General features: G+C 41.6%; 20 protein-coding genes. 8 read left to right on the forward strand and 12 right to left on the reverse strand.

Features of this window, described 5'->3' with window-relative positions:
- The first annotated feature begins 15 nt into the window (after window positions 1-15).
- The 3 genes from recJ to BV902_RS25295 all read left to right on the forward strand — a co-directional run bounded on the left by recJ (window position 16) and on the right by BV902_RS25295 (window position 4143).
- Window positions 16-1716, forward strand: coding sequence for a single-stranded-DNA-specific exonuclease RecJ (gene recJ / locus BV902_RS25285; protein WP_070560747.1), 1701 nt, complete (start codon window positions 16-18; stop codon window positions 1714-1716).
- Window positions 1717-1871: 155 nt separating this feature from the next.
- Entirely contained in the window at window positions 1872-2606 is a 735-nt protein-coding gene (gene lptB, locus BV902_RS25290; protein WP_028072074.1) for an LPS export ABC transporter ATP-binding protein, read from the forward strand.
- Between the two features lie 22 nt (window positions 2607-2628).
- Window positions 2629-4143, forward strand: coding sequence for a GH3 auxin-responsive promoter family protein (locus BV902_RS25295; RefSeq protein WP_075994270.1), 1515 nt, complete (start codon window positions 2629-2631; stop codon window positions 4141-4143).
- 191 nt (window positions 4144-4334) lie between these two features.
- On the opposite strand, the gene BV902_RS27500 is transcribed toward BV902_RS25295, so the two are convergent.
- Window positions 4335-4493 carry a hypothetical protein gene (locus BV902_RS27500; RefSeq protein WP_157626221.1) on the reverse strand — a complete coding sequence of 53 codons (159 nt, stop codon included), beginning with the start codon at window positions 4491-4493 and terminating at the stop codon, window positions 4335-4337.
- Window positions 4494-4817: 324 nt separating this feature from the next.
- Here BV902_RS27500 and BV902_RS25300 point away from each other — a divergent pair, with 324 nt between their 5' ends.
- Window positions 4818-5888, forward strand: coding sequence for a branched-chain amino acid aminotransferase (locus BV902_RS25300; protein WP_046672808.1), 1071 nt, complete (start codon window positions 4818-4820; stop codon window positions 5886-5888).
- Between the two features lie 145 nt (window positions 5889-6033).
- On the opposite strand, the gene miaA is transcribed toward BV902_RS25300, so the two are convergent.
- The 4 genes from miaA to pdxA are packed head-to-tail and all read right to left on the reverse strand — an operon-like array spanning window position 6034 to window position 10184.
- Entirely contained in the window at window positions 6034-6954 is a 921-nt protein-coding gene (gene miaA, locus BV902_RS25305; protein ID WP_075994271.1) for a tRNA (adenosine(37)-N6)-dimethylallyltransferase MiaA, read from the reverse strand.
- A gap of 46 nt (window positions 6955-7000) precedes the next feature.
- Entirely contained in the window at window positions 7001-7594 is a 594-nt protein-coding gene (locus tag BV902_RS25310; protein WP_070560757.1) for an IS1096 element passenger TnpR family protein, read from the reverse strand.
- A 45-nt stretch (window positions 7595-7639) separates the two neighbouring features.
- Window positions 7640-9073 (reverse strand): CCA tRNA nucleotidyltransferase, encoded by a 1434-nt coding sequence (locus BV902_RS25315; RefSeq protein ID WP_075994272.1) that lies wholly within the window; start codon window positions 9071-9073, stop codon window positions 7640-7642.
- 55 nt (window positions 9074-9128) lie between these two features.
- The gene (gene pdxA / locus BV902_RS25320; RefSeq protein WP_075994273.1) at window positions 9129-10184 is read right to left on the reverse strand and encodes a 4-hydroxythreonine-4-phosphate dehydrogenase PdxA; all 1056 of its coding nucleotides are present in this window, start codon (window positions 10182-10184) and stop codon (window positions 9129-9131) included.
- An 81-nt stretch (window positions 10185-10265) separates the two neighbouring features.
- Here pdxA and rsmA point away from each other — a divergent pair, with 81 nt between their 5' ends.
- Genes rsmA through BV902_RS25335 form a run of 3 tightly spaced genes read left to right on the forward strand, consistent with a single transcriptional unit; the run spans window position 10266 to window position 13223 of the window.
- On the forward strand, window positions 10266-11045 hold the full coding sequence (rsmA, locus tag BV902_RS25325) for a 16S rRNA (adenine(1518)-N(6)/adenine(1519)-N(6))-dimethyltransferase RsmA (protein WP_070560762.1): 780 nt from the start codon (window positions 10266-10268) through the stop codon (window positions 11043-11045).
- A gap of 1 nt (window position 11046) precedes the next feature.
- Window positions 11047-12231: an FAD-dependent monooxygenase gene (locus tag BV902_RS25330; RefSeq protein WP_075994274.1), complete on the forward strand. Its 1185-nt coding sequence runs from the start codon at window positions 11047-11049 to the stop codon at window positions 12229-12231.
- A 59-nt stretch (window positions 12232-12290) separates the two neighbouring features.
- Window positions 12291-13223 carry an NAD(P)-dependent oxidoreductase gene (locus BV902_RS25335; RefSeq protein ID WP_070560765.1) on the forward strand — a complete coding sequence of 311 codons (933 nt, stop codon included), beginning with the start codon at window positions 12291-12293 and terminating at the stop codon, window positions 13221-13223.
- Window positions 13224-13389: 166 nt separating this feature from the next.
- Here BV902_RS25335 and BV902_RS25340 read toward each other — a convergent pair whose 3' ends face one another.
- Window positions 13390-14268, reverse strand: coding sequence for a hypothetical protein (locus tag BV902_RS25340; protein ID WP_075994275.1), 879 nt, complete (start codon window positions 14266-14268; stop codon window positions 13390-13392).
- Between the two features lie 184 nt (window positions 14269-14452).
- On the opposite strand from BV902_RS25340, the gene acs reads away from it, so the two are divergent.
- A complete protein-coding gene (gene acs / locus BV902_RS25345; RefSeq protein WP_075994276.1) occupies window positions 14453-16369 on the forward strand; it encodes an acetate--CoA ligase in 1917 nt (638 codons plus the stop codon).
- A 71-nt stretch (window positions 16370-16440) separates the two neighbouring features.
- Here the strand turns inward: acs and BV902_RS25350 are convergent, their stop codons facing one another.
- The 6 genes from BV902_RS25350 to BV902_RS25365 form a co-directional block, all read right to left on the reverse strand.
- Complete coding sequence (locus BV902_RS25350) at window positions 16441-17433, reverse strand: energy transducer TonB (protein ID WP_157626223.1); 993 nt, start codon at window positions 17431-17433, stop codon at window positions 16441-16443.
- A 68-nt stretch (window positions 17434-17501) separates the two neighbouring features.
- Window positions 17502-18128, reverse strand: a complete 627-nt coding sequence (locus BV902_RS28280; RefSeq protein WP_075994278.1) for a TonB-dependent receptor — start codon at window positions 18126-18128, stop codon at window positions 17502-17504.
- Window positions 18129-18201: 73 nt separating this feature from the next.
- On the reverse strand, window positions 18202-18483 hold the full coding sequence (locus BV902_RS28285) for a hypothetical protein (RefSeq protein ID WP_237241842.1): 282 nt from the start codon (window positions 18481-18483) through the stop codon (window positions 18202-18204).
- A gap of 34 nt (window positions 18484-18517) precedes the next feature.
- Window positions 18518-18664, reverse strand: coding sequence for a hypothetical protein (locus tag BV902_RS28290; RefSeq protein ID WP_237241844.1), 147 nt, complete (start codon window positions 18662-18664; stop codon window positions 18518-18520).
- 24 nt (window positions 18665-18688) lie between these two features.
- Window positions 18689-19270, reverse strand: a complete 582-nt coding sequence (locus BV902_RS28295; RefSeq protein ID WP_075994279.1) for a carboxypeptidase-like regulatory domain-containing protein — start codon at window positions 19268-19270, stop codon at window positions 18689-18691.
- A 55-nt stretch (window positions 19271-19325) separates the two neighbouring features.
- On the reverse strand, window positions 19326-20828 hold the full coding sequence (locus tag BV902_RS25365; RefSeq protein WP_075994280.1) for a RagB/SusD family nutrient uptake outer membrane protein: 1503 nt from the start codon (window positions 20826-20828) through the stop codon (window positions 19326-19328).
- Window positions 20829-20830: the final 2 nt, after the last annotated feature.

Below are 20830 nucleotides of genomic sequence, written 5' to 3' on the forward strand. Positions count from 1 at the left end.
ATATTGTGCAAAGATATGCAAAAAAGGTGGGTACTAAAATCTAAAACTGATGTCAAAATAACCAACAAACTGCGCGAGGAATTAAACATCAACACTGTATTGGCAGAGTTGCTCGTGAGCAGGGGAATTGAGACTTTTGACGAATCAAAGCAGTTTTTTAGACCTCAATTATCGGATTTGCACGATCCATTTTTGATGCGGGACATGGAGAAAGCCATCACCCGTATTATCCAAGCCATCGGCAACAAAGAAAAAATTCTGATCTATGGAGACTATGACGTAGACGGTACCACAGCGGTAGCCGTTGTTTATAGTTTTTTCAGGGAATTTCATAGCCAGCTGGAGTTTTATATACCAGACCGCTATGCCGAAGGTTATGGCATCTCTACACAAGGCATCGACTATGCCGCAGCAAATGGTTTCAGCTTAATTATTGCATTGGACTGCGGCATCAAGGCAGTCGATAAAATAGATTACGCAAATAGCAAAGGAATTGATTTTATCATTGGCGATCACCACCTTCCCGGTGAAGAACTTCCTAAAGCTTATGCCGTATTAGACCCCAAGCGAGCAGACTGTGAATATCCCTACAAAGAACTTTCAGGTTGTGGAATCGGCTTTAAGATTATTCAGGCTTTTATATTGACCAATGGCATGGATATCAATGCCTGCTATCAGTTTCTAGATCTTGTGGCCGTGAGTATCGCTTCGGACATTGTTCCGATTACCGGTGAAAATAGAATACTCAGCCACTTTGGCCTTATTAAACTTAATACGAATCCCTGCGTCGGACTAAAGGCACTGATTGATTTATCAAATAATCGAACGAAGATCTTTACAGTTAACGACATCGTGTTCCAGATAGGCCCACGCATTAATGCTGCGGGCAGAATAGACCATGCCAAAGACGCCGTCAAGCTTTTGATTTCCAAATCGCTACAAGAAGCCAAAGACTTCAGTTCGAGCATAGACGATCAAAATAATGTCCGTAAAGATTTTGATCTCAAAATAACAGAAGAAGCGCTGGCACTCATTGAGGACAATGCCCTACTTAAAAGCCGTAAATCCACCGTATTGTATAAAGCCGACTGGCACAAAGGTGTCATTGGTATTGTAGCTTCCCGCCTGACCGAAAAATATTACCGTCCGACGATTATATTGACCGAAACAAATGGTCATATTGCAGGCTCCTGCCGTTCGGTCCTGGGTTTTGACTTGTATGAAGCCTTAAGCGAATGCGCCGATCTATTGGAGCAATTTGGTGGTCATAAATATGCTGCCGGACTAACGATGTCCTTAGATAATGTCACCCTATTCCAAGATCGTTTTGAGGAAGTGGTATCGCGACGTATCAGCCCTGAAATGCTGACCCAAGAAATTTTGATCGATGCTAAGCTAGCGTTGAAAGATATTGATGCTAAGTTCTTCCGTATTCTCCAGCAGTTTGAACCTTTCGGGCCCCAAAATGAATCTCCCATTTTCCTCAGTAAAAAGGTAAATGCAGTAGGACAAGCTTTTATTGTAGGCACCAATCACCTCAAGATGACCGTTGTTCAAGAAGACTCTCCTTCATTTGACTGTATCGGTTTTGGACTGGCAGAACATATCACACATATCAATTCCGGACAAAGTTTCGACATCTGTTACAGCATTGAAGAGAATGTGTGGCGCAACAAAAGAAACTTACAGCTAAACATCAAAGGGATTAAGTATTAGTATTGCAATAGTAAGAAGATATTAAATATATTTACACAAGATTTGGTCAGGCATAAAACCCTCATACTGGATTAGATGCCAGGCATGAAAGAACGGTGAGGGTTCTTAAGTAGTCCTATTGAACAGATACATATAACACAAGACATTCCACGAAGATGATTTTAAAGGCAGAACATCTCATAAAAAAATATAAGCAGCGCACCGTTGTCAACAATGTTTCCTTCCATGTGGAACAAGGAGAGATTGTCGGGTTATTGGGTCCTAATGGGGCAGGAAAAACGACCTCATTCTATATGATTGTTGGTCTTATCAAGCCCAATGAAGGCAAAGTATTCCTCGACGATCAGGAGATTACGCAGGATGCGATGTACCAACGTGCCCAACGTGGGATAGGTTACCTCGCTCAGGAAGCATCGGTCTTTCGGAAGCTCTCCGTAGAGAACAACATCCTGGCTGTATTAGAAATCCACTATCCGAATAAAGAAGAACGTTTGGCAAAACTGGAAGAACTACTCACAGAATTCAGCCTGCACCGTGTCCGCAAAAACAGGGGTGATTTGTTATCCGGTGGTGAGCGTCGACGTACCGAAATTGCGCGAGCATTAGCTGCAAATCCATCTTTTATACTTTTGGATGAACCTTTTGCAGGGGTTGACCCAATCGCCGTAGAAGAAATTCAGACGATCGTAGCCAAGCTCAAAACCCGTAATATCGGCATCTTAATTACCGACCACAACGTACAGGAAACCCTATCTATTACGGACAGGGCCTACCTCCTGACCGAAGGAAAGATTATGCTGACGGGTACACCTGAGGAAATTGCAGATAATGAGCTTGCCCGTAAATTTTATCTCGGTCGACATTTTGAATTAAGAAGGAAAAAATTTTAAAGATTAAAGAATCTCTCCCCCTATGGCCTTATTAAACTCCATTTTTACTTGGTTCATGAAAAAAAGAATTCACCAGATTGAACTTTTCATGAAATACCCACACGATGTACAAGAAGAATGGTTTCAGAGTTTAATTGCCACTGCTGAAGCTACGGAATGGGGAAAAAAATACGATTATACAAGTATATTAACGCCAGAAATCTTCAAAGAACGCGTCCCTATACAGGACTATGATGATATCAAGGGCTACGTTGATCGCATGATAAAAGGCGAACAGAATATCCTGTGGCCTTCTGATATCAAATGGTTTGCCAAGTCCTCAGGCACCACATCTGACCGTAGCAAATTTATTCCCGTTAGTGAGGAAGCACTCGAAGAGTGTCACTTCCAAGGCGGTAAAGATATGCTTACAATCTATTGTCATAATAGACCCGAAAACCGCGTATTTACGGGAAAATCTGTTGTTATTGGTGGTTCTTCACAAATCAACAATTTCAGTCCGGATTCCTACTACGGCGATCTTTCATCAATCCTCATCCGTAACCTTCCTTTCTGGGCAGAATTTAAGCGAACGCCCAATATGGAGGTTACTTTAAACCCAAACTTTGAAGAGAAAATTGAACAGATTGCCCAAATTACACTCAAAGAAAACGTAACGAGCCTAGCCGGCGTACCGACATGGAATATTGTTATGGCCAAACGTATTCTTGAGATTACAGGCAAAGACAACCTCCTGGAGGTATGGCCAAATCTAGAGTTTTATGGGCATGGCGGAGTGAGCTTCAAACCTTATCGCGAGCAATTCCAAAAATTGATCCCTTCTGACAATATGTATTATCTAGAGAATTATAATGCCTCAGAAGGATATTTTGGTCTACAAGATCAATCGGATTCGGAAGACCTTCTGCTTATGCTAGATTATGGTATTTATTACGAATTCTTACCTACTGAGCGAATGCACGAAGAAAATCCGTCAACCTTACGTTTGGATCAGGTGGAGCTTGGCAAAAACTATGCATTGATCATTTCAACGAATGCTGGTTTGTGGCGTTATAAAATCGGAGATACCATCAAGTTTACGTCATTATCTCCTTATCGTTTTCAGATCTCCGGACGTACCAAACAATACATTAACACCTTTGGCGAAGAGGTTATTGTTGACAATGCCGAACAGGCCCTGGCCGAAGCGAGCAAGTTGACACAGGCACGTATAAGAGATTATACTGCTGGACCTGTCTATTTTAAAGATGCCGAAGCCGGAGCACATGAATGGGTGATAGAATTTGAACAACAACCCAATGATTTTAGGCGTTTTTGTGAAATATTGGATGCTAAACTCCGTGAAATCAATTCGGATTATGACGCCAAACGTTTTAAGAATATGGCGCTACGACCACCTATTGTACACAATGCGCCAGAAGATACGTTCTATAAATGGATGAAATCAAGAGGTAAGCTAGGTGGACAAAATAAGGTTCCAAGATTGAGCAATAGTCGCGAATATCTCGACCCGCTATTGAAAATACTAGCCGAATAATACGGCTTACAGACTGAAATATTCCGCACATTGACCGAATAATAGGGGGTCTCCGGCTGGAGATTAGCCAAAATTTTTGGATTCCCTTATTTTGGCTAATCTCGTATTGCTGAATTTTGTTGTTTTAAAGAACCGCTGTGAGTTCGTCTAATTGGTAAGCTCAAGAAAGCTTAGACTATAATGGAGGTTTGTTAAGGTTTAATTGCCGTTTTATATAAAAAAACAAAAAAACCAAGGATAAAATTCATAGAAATACCTTTCTTCTGAACTTCAACTTCACCCTGTAACACTGAGCGATTTTCGCCTGATGTTACTTCACTACTTTTGTTAAGACTGTGAGTCAATTCCATACTAAGTTTATTTTTATGATAAGTGATTTTATAGCGTTACTGCGGACCAAAAAGCCCATCTATAGGACCGCATTCTTTATAGCCAAACTTTATGCCATAATATGAAATAACGGCGTTAATTAATAAATACTTAACACATTTAATTATTAATACAGTCCAGCCGAGAAATATGAAGTAAAATTCTTCCATTTCAAAAAAAGTGTAGTAAAATAGGGAACAACTGTCCGAAATAAAAGGCATATCGAAGCGGGTAAATTATCCGGGTACAGGTGCAACTTATATTTCATTTTTTTCCTAACTTAGCCTAAGTAATTAAAAAATAAGATGAACGCGACAGAGAACTATTCAATTCGCGTAGAGCCAACTCAAAATTCAAGACTCTCGCAAGTAGATTTCGACAATCTAAAATTCGGAAAGATTTTATCCGACCACATGCTGGTCGCAAACTATGATGACGGTGAATGGAAAGATGTCAGCATCGTCCCTTATGGAGATATCAGTATTAGTCCTTCGATGTCCGCTTTACATTATGGTCAAGCGATCTTTGAAGGAATCAAGGCTTATAAATTTGCAGATGGAACAGTGAGTATCTTCCGTCCGGACAGAAACTGGGAAAGATTCAACAAATCTGCCGCACGTCTTCAAATGCCGGAGGTACCTGAGGAGATTTTTATGGATGGCCTAAGCAAACTATTGGACATCGACCGTAACTGGATCCCGGCAAAAGAAGGTTCATCATTGTACATCCGTCCTTTTATGTTCGCAACAGAAGCAGCATTAGGTGTACACCCTTCAAAGTCATACAAATTTATCATTATCACTGGCCCTGTAGGCGCATATTACAGCAAAGCAATCAGCTTAAAAGTTGAGACCTATTATACGCGTGCAGCAGAAGGTGGTGTTGGCTTTTCTAAAAATGCAGGTAACTATGCATTATCGCTTTACCCTACACAATTGGCCAATGATGAAGGTTATGACCAAATTATGTGGACAGATGCTTCTGAACATAAATATATTGAAGAAGCAGGTACGGCAAACCTTATTTTCCGCATTGGAGATACGATTATTACACCACATGGTGATACGATCTTACACGGTGTAACACGACGTACAATTATGGAATTGGCGGAGAAATGGGGTTATAAAGCCGAGCAGAGAAAGGTATCTATTCAAGAACTAATTGACGGTATTAAAGCCGGTACAGTAACTGAAGCTTTCGCAGCTGGTACTGCAGCCACAATTACGGATATCAGCCGTATCGGTTTTGAAGGACAAGATTACCACTTGCCACCAGTAGAGGGCCGCGAGTTTTCAAATCGTGTTTTGAATTACCTCAACGACTTGCGCTATGGCAAAGTAGAAGATCCATTCGGATGGAACTATTTAGTAAAGTAATTTCCAAAATGAAATAGAAAAGCCTTTGTTATTAATAACAAAGGCTTTTTTTATGGCCTATATACGTTATGCATACCTTGAAACGCGGTCTATATACCTCGTCTGAACCTTCGAGGATAACATCTAGTTCACTGCTGCTAGATCCTTAGGAATGCTCTCCTGTCAGCTTCTTTTGAATAAAATCAATTATAGCAGCTGCCTCCTGGGATTGAAACCAGTGCGTATTACCATATTTTTTAAACCATGTAATCTGTCGCTTGGCATAACGTCTCGAATTTTGTTTGATTTTTTCGGTCGCTTCCGTCAAAGACTGCTTGCCATCGAGATAATCAAACAACTCAGCGTAGCCAACAGTGAGCAATGCAGGCTTCGTTCTGAAAGGAAGTAAAGCTTTCACTTCGTCCAGTAAGCCATTTTTCATCATCAAATCTACACGTAAATTGATCCTTTCATACAAGTTCGCCCGATCCATATTCAAGCCAATGGTAAGGATATCAAAAGGTCTTTTCTCGACATCTTTCTTATGGTAAAATGACATCGGTTTACCAGTCTCCTCAAAAACTTCAAGCGCCCGTACGACACGTTGCGGATTATCGATGTCTGCCGTTTCAAAATATGCAGGGTCAATACTTTTCAACCGATCTTTTAAGGCCTCCAATCCCAATACTGCAAGTTCATGATTAAGTCGTTCACGCACTTCATCCCCCGCCTTGGGCAGATCATCCAATCCTTCGCACAGGGCCCGTACAAACAGGCCCGATCCACCTACCATAATTACGACGTCATGCAATTGAAATAGTTCTTCTAGTTTCAGTAAGGCCTCACGTTCAAAATCGCCTGCAGAATAATCCTGCGTGATGGAGTGTGAATCAATGAAATAATGAGGAGCAGCAGCAAGTTCCGCTGGATCTGGTTTAGCTGTACCAATAGACATTTCCCGATAGAACTGACGAGAATCAGCAGAAATTATCGCTGTTTTAAAATATTGCGCCAATGAAATAGCCATTGTAGTCTTACCAACAGCAGTTGGCCCCACAATGGCTATCAATGTTTTTTTATTTGCCATAATATAGCACTTCACAGGCTGAAAAGAACCTGTAAAGTCTTGTTAATTAATATTCGTCTTCGTAGCCGTTGGATTCTTCACGCTCTTCACCTTCTTCGCCCTCTTCCTCATCGTCACCATCACTGTCGAAGCCATCCAATTCGTCTTCATCATCGACGCCATATTGCGTATCATCTTCCTCCACATAATCGTCCTCTTCAACCGAATCTGACACGGGGAAATTAGCCGCAGTCATAGTTTTGGGAACCTGACCCATAGACTTAAACAGCGCCGGATAGTCTTTTCCATCCTCTTCCTTCAAGATCTTGATCAATTCAACCTGGAAATCATAAGGACGATCAAAATTGTAAACGTAGTAAAATTTCTGATGTGGATCATCAATAAACTTACTTAAACGGATATTCTCCATCAACAATACCTCAGCATCTTTTTTACGTTGTGTAGGCTTGAATGCAATCTCCGTTCCCTTTTTCCACTGATCATTGCTCACATAGAACGAGGAAGATGCATCCGCAGCATAACCTGTTGATTTATGGATTTCCTCATGCAGGTCTATAAATGTACTTTTAGAAGGCATGTCGATCTCACGATATACATCTTCATAATCCTCAAAAGTAACTCTAAATCTATAAATTGCCATCTCTGCTATTTTCTTCTTTTAACCCTCTAAAATTAATACTATATTTTAAGAATTGGAAATTTCCAATGGGATTTCTTGTTTGATCGTCAGGTTCATTTCCCCTGCTTTTTTCACCAAGAATTGATAAGCTTCTACCCTGGAATTTGGAATATCGCCCTCCAGAATAGCCTCACGAATCAAATTTTTCAGCTGGCCTACAGTACGCCCTGGCGCTAAGCCAAATAGGATCATGATATCCTCTCCACTGATCGGCGGCTGCCAGTTTCGAACCTTGTCCCGCTCTTCGACATCCTTCAATTTTTGTTTGACAAGTTCAAAATTCTGACGATATTTTTTCTTTTTAAACTCATTTTTTGTAGTCACATCCGCATGGCATAGCATCATAAGGGCTTCAATATCATCCCCCGCCTCAAACAAGAGACGACGTACAGCAGAATCCGTTACGATATCCTGCGCCAAGACAATAGGCCGAAGATGCAATTGTACCAGCTTCTGAACAAATTTCATTTTCTCATGGAGCGGCAGCTTCAATTCAGCAAAAAGCTTTGGTACCATACGGGCACCACGATCTTCGTGGCCATGAAACGTCCAGCCGAGCTTTTTATCGAAACGTTTTGTTGCAGGTTTAGCAATATCATGCATAATCGCCGCCCAACGTAACCAGAGGTCTTCAGACAATTCACATACATTATCCAGCACTTCCAACGTATGGTAGAAATTATCTTTATGGCCTTTGCCATCAATAACATCAACCCCGTGTAAATTATACATGGCCGGAAATATCAATTCCAGGAGACCGGTATCAAAAAGATATTTAAAACCTACTGACGGCTTAGGTGAGAGAATAATCTTATTGATTTCATCGATAATACGTTCTTTCGAGATAATCTTTATTCGCTCTTTGGTATCGCTAATCGCTTTGATCGCATCAATCGTGATTTTAAAATTTAGCTGTGTCGCAAAACGGATAGCCCGCATCATACGCAGTGGATCATCGGAAAACGTTTCTATCGGATCCAGAGGCGTTCGAATAACACGCTGTTCAAGATCTTGCACGCCGTCAAATGGATCCACTAAAGTACCATAATCCGCTTTATTCAATGAAAACGCCATCGCGTTGATCGTAAAATCACGTCGATTCTGATCATCGGACAAGGTACCGTCTTCCACAATAGGCTTACGTGAATTGGCACGATAAGATTCCTTTCGGGCACCGACAAACTCCACATTGAGTCCTTCATAAACCAACATTGCTGTACCAAAATTCTTATAGACAGCAACTTTAGTATGTAGCCTATCACCCAATAAAGTCGCAAATTCAATGCCGCTGCCGACGACAACAATATCCACATCATTCTTAAAAGGCCGCTTCATAATATAGTCGCGAACATACCCCCCAATGACATAACATTCTGTATTTGTTGTCTCGGCGAGTTCCTTAATGATTGAAAAGATTGGATGTTGTAAATTATCGTACATAGTCAAAACAGCAGGTAAAAAACCAAACAGTTTGCAAAAGTAACATTTTTTTTCCCTAATCCCTATCTTTGGACAACTTACGGAAAGCAAGTGGATTTTTAAGTAATTCGGCTTGTTCACGACGGCGTTTTACAATATGTAAAGCCGAGAAAATTGCCTCTACAAAAGAGCTTTCAGAAGCTAAGTTTTTTCCAGCAATATCATAGCCTGTACCATGATCTGGCGAAGTACGTACGATAGGTAAACCGGCTGTAAAGTTTACACCGGCACCTTTGGCAATATGCTTAAAAGGGATTAACCCCTGGTCATGGTACATCGCGAGTACCGCATCGAATTTCTCATAAGCACCTTTTGCGAAGAATCCATCGGCAGGATAAGGACCAAAGCAGAAGATCCCCTGTTCGTTTGCTTTTTCTACGGTAGGTCTAATGATCTGATCATCTTCGGTACCAATAATCCCATGATCGCCAGCATGTGGATTTAGTCCCAAAACTGCGATCTTAGGCTTTTCAATCCAAAAATCTTTCTTCAACGAATCATTCATCAGGGCTAGCTTTTTAAGAATAGCTTCTTCGGTAATATTAGCCGCAACCTCATGCAGTGGAATATGACCTGTTACCACACCAATACGCAATTCATCACAAACCATAAACATCAATACATCATCCGCCTCTACTTTGGCCTGCAGGTATTCGGTATGTCCCGGAAATTGAAATCCCTCCTGTTGAATATTATGCTTATTAATTGGGGCAGTCACTAAAGCATCAATCTTGCCGGCTTTCAGGTCCTCAACAGCTTTCTCCAACGAAAGGAAGGCATATTTACCGCCAATTTCGTTTTCTTCACCCAACGAAATCTTGACGTCTTCCTGCCAGCAATTGATCATATTTGCTCTTTTGGAATGCGCCTGCTCAGCATCATTGATCACGTTAAAACTAAAATCATTTACACCGATCGCTTTACGGTGAAAAGAAGCAACCTTTGTATTTCCGTAAACCACTGGCGTAAAGAAATCGCACATACGCTGATCTACCAAAGATTTAACGATGACTTCAAGTCCAATGCCGTTAATATCGCCTACGGTAATTCCGATTTTTAATTTATCGCTCATTCTATTTAAATGCTTTGATTCAAAAATAGGGATTTTTTTCTTAGAATGACTTTTCACTTATTTATTTTTTACTTTTGCAACATGAGCACAGTAAGAGCAAAAAAACATTTAGGACAGCATTTCTTGAACGATAAAAATGCTGCACAAAAGATTGTGGAAGCATTGGATCCTAAATTGGGTTTTAGCCAAGTGCTTGAAGTAGGTCCAGGAATGGGTGTACTTTCTGATTTTCTCTTGCAAAAAGAGGAATATGAAACCTATTTGATCGATGTGGATGACGAATCCATTGCTTATTTGGACGATAAATATCCCCAATTGGGTAAGCGATTGATCCACGGTGATTTCCTAAACCTTGACTTTTCACAGTATTTTGGTGAGAAAATGGCTGTCATTGGCAATTTCCCTTACAACATCTCCTCCCAGATTCTCTTTAAAATTTTGGATGAACGCCAACGTGTCGTTCAAATGACGGGTATGTTCCAGAAAGAAGTAGCCGAACGTTGTACAGCTAAGGCGGGCAGCAAGGAATATGGTATCTTGAGTGTCTTTTTACAGGCCTATTATAAAGTAGAATACCTTTTTACTGTAAAAGCAGGAGCTTTTAATCCACCGCCAAAAGTATTGTCGGGCGTTATCCGCATGACGCGCAATGACCGTGAACAATTGAATTGTGATGAAAAACTATTTTGGCGTGTTGTTAAAGCGGGCTTCAATCAACGTCGTAAAACCCTCCGTAACTCACTTTCGGGCGTTGTTCCCAAAGATAAAATGTCCGACAATCCACTGTACGAGCTACGCGCAGAACGATTGACGGTAGATGATTTTGTCGGTTTAACAAACGAAATAGCAAACAGTCTTTAATATGCATTCGACGGACAGCACATTTATTATCGTAGGCGGAGGTATCGCTGGATTATGTGCTGCAATAGGGCTTGCAAAAGTAGGTATTGAAGCACATGTCTATGAAAGCGCCAATGAACTCAAAGGCATAGGTGCTGGATTCGGGCTCGCAGCCAACGCCATGCAAGCTTTGGAACATCTCGGATTGAAGGATGAAATCGTTCCGATTGGGCATTACCTTGCATCTTATAATGTCTTGGATCAAAAGGGAAATATTCTTGTTGAACCAGACACCAGGTCAATCAGTCAAAAATATCAACAGGACAATTTCGCTATCCATCGGGCAGATCTGCATCAGTTTCTCTTATCCAAAATCCCCAATGGACAAGTTCATCTCGGCAAACGTGCCGTTTCCTTTAAACGAGAGGGAGAAGATATTCAAGTTTATTTCGCAGACGGAAGCCATGTACACGGCCAAGCCCTTTTGATTGCCGATGGCGTACACTCAGCATTACGACAACAACTCATACCAGGCTCGGCACCTCGTTATTCAGGCTATACCTGTTGGCGGGCCACCATCGATAATAGCAGTATACAGCTCAGTAAAGGGACAGAAACCTGGGGCAGCAAAGGCCGCTTTGGGATGACCCCACTTGTCAATAACCGCATCTATTGGTACGCATGCATCAATACTGAGGCACAAAATCCGGTCTTAAAAAACTGGAAAACAAAGGAGCTCCTCGAAAATTTTAAAGATTATCATGCCCCTATTCCAACGATTCTTTCGGAAACAGAGGATAGCGAACTAATTGCGAATGACATCATTGACATCGAGCCACTTCAACAACTCGCTTTTGACAATATCCTATTATTGGGTGACGCTGGACATGCAACGACTCCCAACTTGGGCCAGGGAGCCTGTCAGGCTATTGAAGATGTTGCTGTTCTCGTGGATGAACTCCAGACCGCAGCTTCCGTTAATTTGGCTTTCCAGGGATTCGAAAAAAGAAGATTGGATCGGGTAAATTACATCTGTAATACTTCCTGGAGGATAGGAAAAATCGCACAATGGGAGAATCCATTCCTGATAAGAATGCGAAATTTTGGCATGAAAATAATGCCTAACCGCATGAAACAACAACAATTGAAAAAATTATTATCTGTAGATTTTATGCAGATCAACCATAATCATGACGCTGGGATCTAAATCATCGTACTACACCACAACGGTATTCACTGATCAGTCCCACATAAAAAAATAACTGAATGAAAACTACTATTTTGATCGTCGACGACATTCATGAAATCATGCTTGAGAAATTTGAAGAGGCTGGTATTGCCTACCATTATCAACCTGATATCAGCCGAGAAGAAGCTGAAAAAATCATCTCCAATTACTCCGGTATGGTTATTCGTTCCAAATTTCAGGTAGATAAGGCTTTTTTTGACCTGGCACCAAACCTCCGCTTTATCGCCCGTGCTGGTGCAGGTATGGACAATATCGACGATACAGTTGCTGCGCAAAGAGATGTGCTGTTAATTCCGGCCAATGAAGGCAATCGGGATGCTGTAGGTGAACATATGATCGGTATGTTGCTCAGTCTAATGAACAATCTGAATCGGGGTGACCAACAAATACGATCTGGCCAGTGGTTGCGTGAAGCCAATCGTGGATACGAACTTAAGGGACGTACTGTAGGCTTGATCGGCTATGGGCACAATGGTATGGCCATGGCAAAAAAACTATCCGGTTTTGATGTACAGGTGCTTGCTTATGATAAATATCGAATCGACTACGCCGATCAATATGCATCAGCAGCAGACATGGAAAAGATCTGCAAAGAAGCCGATGTGATCAGTTTCCATATCCCCTTAACGGATGAAACAAAGGGGATGATTGATGTGGATTATCTGGCTAAATTTGAAAAACCTATTTTCTTTTTACTGGGGGCACGAGGCGGTATTGTACAAGTACCCGCAGTGCTTAGCGGCCTTGATTCAGGTTCCATTATCGGAGCAGCATTCGATGTGTTGCCCGTAGAAAAGTTCCCAAAACTCGCTGAACAGAACTGGTATGCAGATCTTATCCGTAGAGACAATGTGATCTTATCTCCACATGTTGCCGGATGGACATTCGAAAGTTATTATAAATTATCGGAAGTGGCTGCCGATAAGATCATCGCCTTTCTGACATCTTAATTTTTACAAAGAGCTATTTGCCAAAATCTCCAATCAATCAATCAATCAATCAATCAATCTAGCAATCAATCTAGCAAGCAATCTAGCAAGCAATCTAGCAATCTCCTCCTATCCATACACGCTTAGGAGGTTAAAGTAACCTATTGCTCTTGAAACGTATAAAAAATCAGGTTCCGGCACTAAAGATACCGATAACAACAACAATCAGAAACTGAAGCACCAAGCTACCGTCAAGTAGATAAGCATAGTGATAATGATCTTTTGTTTTGAAAACAGCCAATTTTAGCAAAGCAAATATGAGCACGTTGGTCAGAATCAATCCAATTTTAATCGATACTGTATAAGGTACCGTCAGGATCAAAACACAATGGAGGCCCAACAGCCCATAAGTTAGATTTTTAGCTTTTTGTTCGCCCAGCATATTGGGCAAAGTCCGCAGGTGATAATAGGAATCCTGTTGGATATCCCGAATATCAAAAGGCAGGGTACAGATAACCAAAAATATGAACTTCAATCCGCAGAGCGCAATAAAAACCCACTGATCTATTTTGACACCGACGTTGGCCAGTTCCACATAGGGAAGCACCACACTGCTGCAGACCCAGACCAGGGCAATATGAAAAATCTTGGCCCCGGGTATCTGTCGAAGGCCCACTTTGCGGTCACGGAAGGTAAACAGGGGCATTCCGTATAATAGACTCAGGATTCCAATAAAACCCAAAAACAAAAAAGAGTACACATGAATATACCACAAGCAATAACCGAGCACAAGCAAAGCGATACCATTGTTTAACCACATGACCCATTCATGATTAAAGATCCAGCGTGTCCGCGGGAATTTTGATTCTTTTGGGTTCTTCGGTTTGGACCACCACAGGCTAAAATTATAAAGCAACAAAGTCGCTGTTCCTTCCACTAAAACAATATACCAATTGATAGGTCGTTCAAATATGATATAAGTCAGCGCGCATTGTGCCATGGCCGCCATGGCGATCAGCAGATTTGTATAGATTGTAATATAGAATAGCTTTCTTAGAAAAGACATCTTGGTAAATCTTGATGCAAGATAACAATCTTATAGATAAAAGTAGTTTAACATTATATTAAACATCAATTTTTTGATAAAATGGGCAAAAACCGCTAAATTGTACACCGAAATCGAAATATCAAAAACGATTTCGCAACGATAACAATATAAATTAAAATAATTCATAATAATCCTAATAACGATGAGCCTACAAATAAAATCATTTGAAGAATATCAAAGTGAATATAAGCGAAGTGTAGAACAACCTGAGGAGTTTTGGGCGAGCATTGCAGATCATTTTTTCTGGAAGAGAAAATGGAATAAAGTGCTGAGCTGGAACTTTGAGGAACCCAATGTCAAATGGTTTGAGGGTGCTAAATTAAATATTACAGAAAACTGTCTTGATCGCCATATTTATGCGAATGGTGATAAACCAGCCATCATCTGGGAACCTAACGATCCAAATGAAGCGCACCGCATTCTTTCCTATAAACAATTACTACAAAAGGTAGAGCAATTTGCCAACGTACTTAAAAATAATAACATCAAAAAAGGAGACCGGGTATGTATTTACTTACCGATGGTTCCTGAATTGGTTATTGCAGTATTGGCCTGTGCACGTATCGGTGCCATCCACTCGGTGGTATTTGGAGGTTTTTCAGCACGTTCTATCGCGGATCGTATCGTCGATGCGGAATGCAAACTGATCGTTACTTCAGATGGTAGTTACCGTGGCAACAAAACCATTGGTTTAAAAAATATTGTGGACGATGCTTTAATGCAATGTGACACTGTTGAAAAAGTAATTGTCTTAACACGTACACGTACACCGGTATCGATGATCAAAGGCCGTGATGTATGGTGGGAAGATGAGATCAAAAAAGTAGAAACACAAGGAAATCCGGCATGTCCAGCAGAAGAGATGGATGCGGAAGACAATTTATTCATTCTTTATACATCGGGATCCACAGGTAAGCCTAAAGGTGTAGTACACACCTGTGGTGGCTATATGGTGTATACAGGCTATACCTTTATGAATACGTTCCAGTATAAGCCAAACGATGTATTTTTCTGTACAGCAGATATTGGCTGGATTACAGGACACAGTTACATCGTCTATGGGCCGTTATCACAAGGAGCTACTTCTTTAATGTTTGAGGGTATTCCAACCTTCCCGGACGCGAGCCGTTATTGGGACATTGTTGATAAGTTCAAGGTCAATATTATCTATACATCCCCTACTGCACTGCGCTCATTGATGGCTTTTGGTGACGAATTTGTCGACAAGAACGACCTTTCCTCTTTGCGCGTTTTGGGATCTGTAGGAGAGCCAATCAACGAAGAAGCCTGGAACTGGTTTAACGAAAAAGTTGGTAAAAAGAATTGTCCTGTTGTTGATACCTATTGGCAGACAGAGAATGGAGGCCACTTGATCACTTCTTTGGCGGGAGTAACACCGGAAAAAGCAAGTTATGCGATGTTCCCGATGCCGGGGATTCAACCCGCTTTGATGGATGAGAATGGGAAAGAAATCGAAGGCAATGATGTCACAGGAAACCTATGTATCAAGTTCCCTTGGCCCGGTATGCTACGCACGACATGGGGGGACCATGACAGATGTCGTCAAACCTATTTCTCGACGTATAAGGATATGTATTTTACAGGCGACGGGTGTTTCCGTAGTCCGGAGGGTTATTATAAAATCACAGGCCGTGTAGATGATGTATTGAACGTTTCAGGTCACCGCATTGGTACAGCAGAAGTGGAAAATGCCATCAATATGCACGCTGACGTTGTTGAATCGGCCATTGTCGGATATCCGCACCCAGTAAAAGGCCAGGGTATCTATGCTTATGTAATTGCGAATCACCATACCGATGCAGAAGCCACCAGAAAGGATATCATGGAAACTGTTTCACGTATTATCGGTCCAATTGCTAAACCAGACATTATCCAATTTGTTGATGATTTACCAAAAACACGTTCAGGAAAGATCATGCGTCGTATCTTACGCAAGATTGCCGAAGACGATATCGCCAATGTAGGAGATACTTCAACACTTCAGGATCCTGCCGTTGTAGAAGGAATCATCAAAGGCGCTGCGGCCTTGAGAAAATAGTTCCGCAAGAACCTTTAACAAAGAAAGCCTCCCCAATGGGAGCTTTTCGACTTTCAATGAGTTTATGAGTTTTATCTTAAATTCAATCGTATTGGGAGGGTATAAGCCACACGCACAGGCTCGCCTCGTCGCAATCCGGGCTTCCACTTCCCAAATTTTTTTACGACACGTATACCGGCTTCCCCAGTGCCAAAACCCAAATCCTGCTTCACCTTAATATCCTCGACCTCGCCTACTTTATTGATGACAAAATCTATCTCCACAATACCGCCGACACCATTTTTCATGGCCTCTTTTGGGTAGTCAAAATTTCTGGCAACAAAAGTCATCATCTTATATATTCCTCCCGGATACTCTGGATTGACTTTATAAGTCGTTGAATCATATTGAATAATAGCGCCATTCGCCTTTGTTAAAGTCCCTGATAATAAACTATCCTGACTATAATTTTCTACAAAGGAATCTTTACCCGTCCATCCTTTCCATTCTCCCTCACGTAAATTATTAACAATTTTACCTTCTTCATATTCCTCTTTTCCTTCTACATTAAAGCGAATACGTCCATTTCCATTTTCCAATGTCTTGTTCAGAAGAGAATCATAATACACAATGTAGATCGGCTTTTTAACTTGTAACTTCTTTTTGTAAAGTTCACTGGGATAAAAAACCATCATTTTCAATTTATTATTGGGATATAAGTAAAATGCAGAATCCACGAGCTCTCCTTCATCGGTAAAATTCTCGAGGCTCTTTAATGTACCATTTTCGTAGAATTCATATTTCTTACCTTGAAATTGGAATGGGTTACGTCCATTCTTACTGATACCGTTGAGTTTTATCGAGTCGTTGCGCAGATAATATTCCTCAATTCGATAGATCTTATCTTTACCCTTGGCATCGACATGGACTGTCCTTAAAAAATAGGCCGAATCTTTTTGTTCTGTTTCATCACCATCTTTTTTATGATATGTGGTAAAGGTGATTTGTGCCGAAAGATTCAATCCGCAAAGGTTGAATAGAAGAAAACAAATAAGTTTCACCGGAAAATGTAAATAATACTTCACAATGGTTGTTAATATCTGTATAAATTAATAAATCGTTAGAGTAAATTACAAATTACCAGGTTAAATAATTAGTAGGTTCTTTCAACAGTGCTGCAATTAAAGCGGTTGGGTTTTCCACATAATGTTAATAACAATGTTAACAACTCAGAATATGATAGAAAAAGCCACCACACTGCCCAACGATTGTCTGCACCAATGCGTGATGAACCATCCGAACGCACATTCGCATTGAGGATATATTTATCTTTATAAATGTATGTTGCACGGGCAAATCCAGAAGCGATTGCCCATTCCTCGGGATAAGAATTTGCACCGGTAATAACATCTCCGGCAGTGATATATGGGCTATCATTATTCGGGAAATTTGACCGTTGTCCATGGACAAAGTCGAGTCTGGATTCCTGTACCGAAAATCCGGCTAGCGCATTGATGCTATGGTCACCAAATTTCTTATCATAGGTCAAGGTTGTCTCATTGATCCAAAGCTGGTCGCGGGTATTACGGCGTGCACCGATACCACCCTGACTGGCATAGGAACGAAGTCCCACAGGTGGCATAAAGAAGGTCTCATCAATAAAACTGATATCGGTACCAAAGCTTGTCTTTAGTAAGAGTTCGAGAAGAATATTGTATTCTGCACTAGCATTTGCCAATACGCGAAAAGTTTGCGCTTCATTGGTTGGAAATGTCAGCATGGCGACAGGATTTTCGCGTGTTGCTTTTACCTGGTCATAGACGAAGTTGCCAGCCGCATCGTATACGGCTAGATTAGGCGGAGAAAATATACCGCTCTTGGTGGCACCTTCTTTTGAAAGGAATGACTGCTTTAGGATCTTGTTGCTGCAGGATCTTATAATAATCTTTCATATAATCCTGATACTGCTCAGTATTCATAAAATCGTAATACCGTTCCTTGGGCACCTGTGAGAACCCTTCGTACATTGATACCTTGTGTACCACCTCCAAAATCAAATGTAGAACCTCCGGTGAAGTTGGTTGTGCTATTGACCGGAATGCCGTCGACAACGTATAGAGGGGCTGAACTTGCATTAATGGATGTCGTACCCCTTACCCTAATACTTATTCACCCTCCGGGTGAGCCGGACTTTTGCGTAACCTGAACTCCGCCCGCCTTACCTTGTATGGCCTGGGTAATACTTGGCAATACTTCATCTTTGATTTCATTAGCACCAATACTCGATACCGCACTCGGTAATGTCGCACGATTCATAGTACCATAACCAACCGAGACAACCTACACAGAATCGAGCACCTTAGTTTCGCCACTAAGTACGACCTGTATATCCTTTCGATCTCCAACGAGCTGAGTGATAGCTTCAAAACCAAGCGATGAGAATCTCAATTGATTCTTCGGGCCAGCAGCAATCTGAAATTTACCAGCTTCATCTGTACTTGCAGACACATTCGTACCTACGACCGCTACAGTAACTCCCGGCAGGGGCCCTTTAGGTCCCGTGACAGTCCCAGTCACTGATGTTTTTCCAGCGGACACCCCTCCGCTGCTATTCGGGCTATCGGTAACTTTTATAGTACTATCCTGATTGGCAACTATTTTTGTCGTGCTATCCCGACCGGCAGCGGCATTTGTAATACTATCCCGACCAGCGACAACAGTGGCTGTAGAATCTTTATTTTGCACTGTCGAGTCGGTTACTGCCGTTGCCGCACCGGCTGACAAGGAAACCGCTATAAGTTTTTGAATATTTACATAGACTTCTTTAATGGCAAATCCAGTTTTTATAAAAACTAATACTCCATTGGGATCCGCTGCAAGTCTAAACGCAACAACTGGAAGAAAAGGCAAAAAAATGGCCACATCCTCACGACGTGGCCTAAACTAAACATATAAAACTTAGTGAAACATTCTTTGGCTAATCAGTAGCAGGATTTTGGTCGGCCATGGTCAATGAAGCATTGGCATTGATCTCATCCTGTGGAATTGCAAACAGCCATCTATTGGAGCGTGCGGGCAATGTAGTCACTTGATGTGCAAAATTGTTTGCCCCATTTCCATTTAGATTGTCTCCACCGTGATTTCCCGGTCCCGTCGGACGGTTCAATCCTTTTCCAAGACGCTTAACATCCAAAATTCCGAATCCTTCCCCCCAAAGTTCAATCTTTCGTTGTACAAGGATCTCATCCAATAAAGCATTTCCCGCCAATCCTGTTGCCGTATATGCACTATATCTCGTCTTCACAAGTTCCTCTAAAGTCTGTATAGCAACCGCATTTTGCCCCAACCGTGCCGCAGCTTCTGCTTTAATTAGGTACATTTCAGCTAAACGCATAAACAGATAATCAGAGGCCCAATTTCCCGCTGTCCTTAATTGAAATTTAAGCTGGGCATAAATCGGCATAGGCGTACTTGGCGTAGCTTGAAATAAGCTTTTTCTGATGTCATCCGCCGCAATCTTATCATATAATGCCTTCGTAATCTTCTTCTGCCCCCCTAGTGCCGCGTATCCACCTACAGCTGGTCTGTTGTCTATGTGCGAATAGAAAGACGCAAAAATCGTCGCCTGCTCCACATTGACCTCTGCACCCCACATCCATTCTGCCGCACTGATCGTATTGAAAGCAGCAGCCGTATATTGTGTACGCGTATAGAGACTCTTACCACTATTTGCGATTGCTTTTGTAGCATAAGACAATGCCTTATCAAAATCACCATGTTGAAGTGCAACACGGGCATAAATCCCTTGGACAACGGACTGATTAAGGTGAGATGCGTGCTGCCTTGTGGTGCCTAACAATGTTTCTGCCCGTTCCAAGTCCAAATAAACCTGTTTGTAGATGTCTCCGACCGAACTTCTTGGAGCACCATCTGAAGTTGGGGCTAAGTACATCGGTACCCCCGAGTTACTATCTCCATACTGGCCGAAGAAATTGACCAGATAATAATAGGAATGCGCTCGAAGTGCCAGACATTGCCCTTCCAGATACGATTTCGCTTCGTCTGTCCCGGTAATTTCCGGTAGCCGCACCAAAATTCGATTAACGTTATTGATGATCCGATAATAATAAAACCAAGTCCGATCAGGTCGCTGATCAGGTTGCGCATTACTGAAAACCGAATAGTTGTACTCACTGTTTAACCAGTTATACCCTTGTGAGTGCACGACCATATCTTCACCCATCAGATCAGCAACCAGATCATAGGATTTTTGTCCAAAATTTCCGTGATTGGTCAATGAACTGTACATGGTACGAATAGCGCCATCCAGAGCGACCATCGCTCCGTCTGTGCTTTGGAACACTTCTTCGGCCCCCACACTCTCCGTAGGCGCTGTTTCTAAATACTCCTTCTTACAGCCCGTAGCGACTAAGGAAACCGCTATTCCGGCAAAAGCTATATTTTTAAATATTTTGTTCATCT

This window comes from Sphingobacterium sp. B29 (assembly GCF_001952815.1).
Lineage (GTDB): Bacteria > Bacteroidota > Bacteroidia > Sphingobacteriales > Sphingobacteriaceae > Sphingobacterium > Sphingobacterium siyangense.

What these genes read in the sequence shown, in the direction of transcription:
- recJ (WP_070560747.1), top strand. Translation starts at nt 16, where the DNA reads ATGCAAAAAAGGTGGGTACTAAAATCTAAAACTGATGTCAAAATAACC.
- lptB (WP_028072074.1), top strand. Translation starts at nt 1,872, where the DNA reads ATGATTTTAAAGGCAGAACATCTCATAAAAAAATATAAGCAGCGCACC.
- BV902_RS25295 (WP_075994270.1), top strand. Translation starts at nt 2,629, where the DNA reads ATGGCCTTATTAAACTCCATTTTTACTTGGTTCATGAAAAAAAGAATT.
- BV902_RS27500 (WP_157626221.1), bottom strand. Translation starts at nt 4,493, where the DNA reads ATGGAATTGACTCACAGTCTTAACAAAAGTAGTGAAGTAACATCAGGC.
- BV902_RS25300 (WP_046672808.1), top strand. Translation starts at nt 4,818, where the DNA reads ATGAACGCGACAGAGAACTATTCAATTCGCGTAGAGCCAACTCAAAAT.
- miaA (WP_075994271.1), bottom strand. Translation starts at nt 6,954, where the DNA reads ATGGCAAATAAAAAAACATTGATAGCCATTGTGGGGCCAACTGCTGTT.
- BV902_RS25310 (WP_070560757.1), bottom strand. Translation starts at nt 7,594, where the DNA reads ATGGCAATTTATAGATTTAGAGTTACTTTTGAGGATTATGAAGATGTA.
- BV902_RS25315 (WP_075994272.1), bottom strand. Translation starts at nt 9,073, where the DNA reads ATGTACGATAATTTACAACATCCAATCTTTTCAATCATTAAGGAACTC.
- pdxA (WP_075994273.1), bottom strand. Translation starts at nt 10,184, where the DNA reads ATGAGCGATAAATTAAAAATCGGAATTACCGTAGGCGATATTAACGGC.
- rsmA (WP_070560762.1), top strand. Translation starts at nt 10,266, where the DNA reads ATGAGCACAGTAAGAGCAAAAAAACATTTAGGACAGCATTTCTTGAAC.
- BV902_RS25330 (WP_075994274.1), top strand. Translation starts at nt 11,047, where the DNA reads ATGCATTCGACGGACAGCACATTTATTATCGTAGGCGGAGGTATCGCT.
- BV902_RS25335 (WP_070560765.1), top strand. Translation starts at nt 12,291, where the DNA reads ATGAAAACTACTATTTTGATCGTCGACGACATTCATGAAATCATGCTT.
- BV902_RS25340 (WP_075994275.1), bottom strand. Translation starts at nt 14,268, where the DNA reads ATGTCTTTTCTAAGAAAGCTATTCTATATTACAATCTATACAAATCTG.
- acs (WP_075994276.1), top strand. Translation starts at nt 14,453, where the DNA reads ATGAGCCTACAAATAAAATCATTTGAAGAATATCAAAGTGAATATAAG.
- BV902_RS28280 (WP_075994278.1), bottom strand. Translation starts at nt 18,128, where the DNA reads ATGCTGACATTTCCAACCAATGAAGCGCAAACTTTTCGCGTATTGGCA.
- BV902_RS28285 (WP_237241842.1), bottom strand. Translation starts at nt 18,483, where the DNA reads ATGCAAGTTCAGCCCCTCTATACGTTGTCGACGGCATTCCGGTCAATA.
- BV902_RS28290 (WP_237241844.1), bottom strand. Translation starts at nt 18,664, where the DNA reads ATGAATCGTGCGACATTACCGAGTGCGGTATCGAGTATTGGTGCTAAT.
- BV902_RS25365 (WP_075994280.1), bottom strand. Translation starts at nt 20,828, where the DNA reads ATGAACAAAATATTTAAAAATATAGCTTTTGCCGGAATAGCGGTTTCC.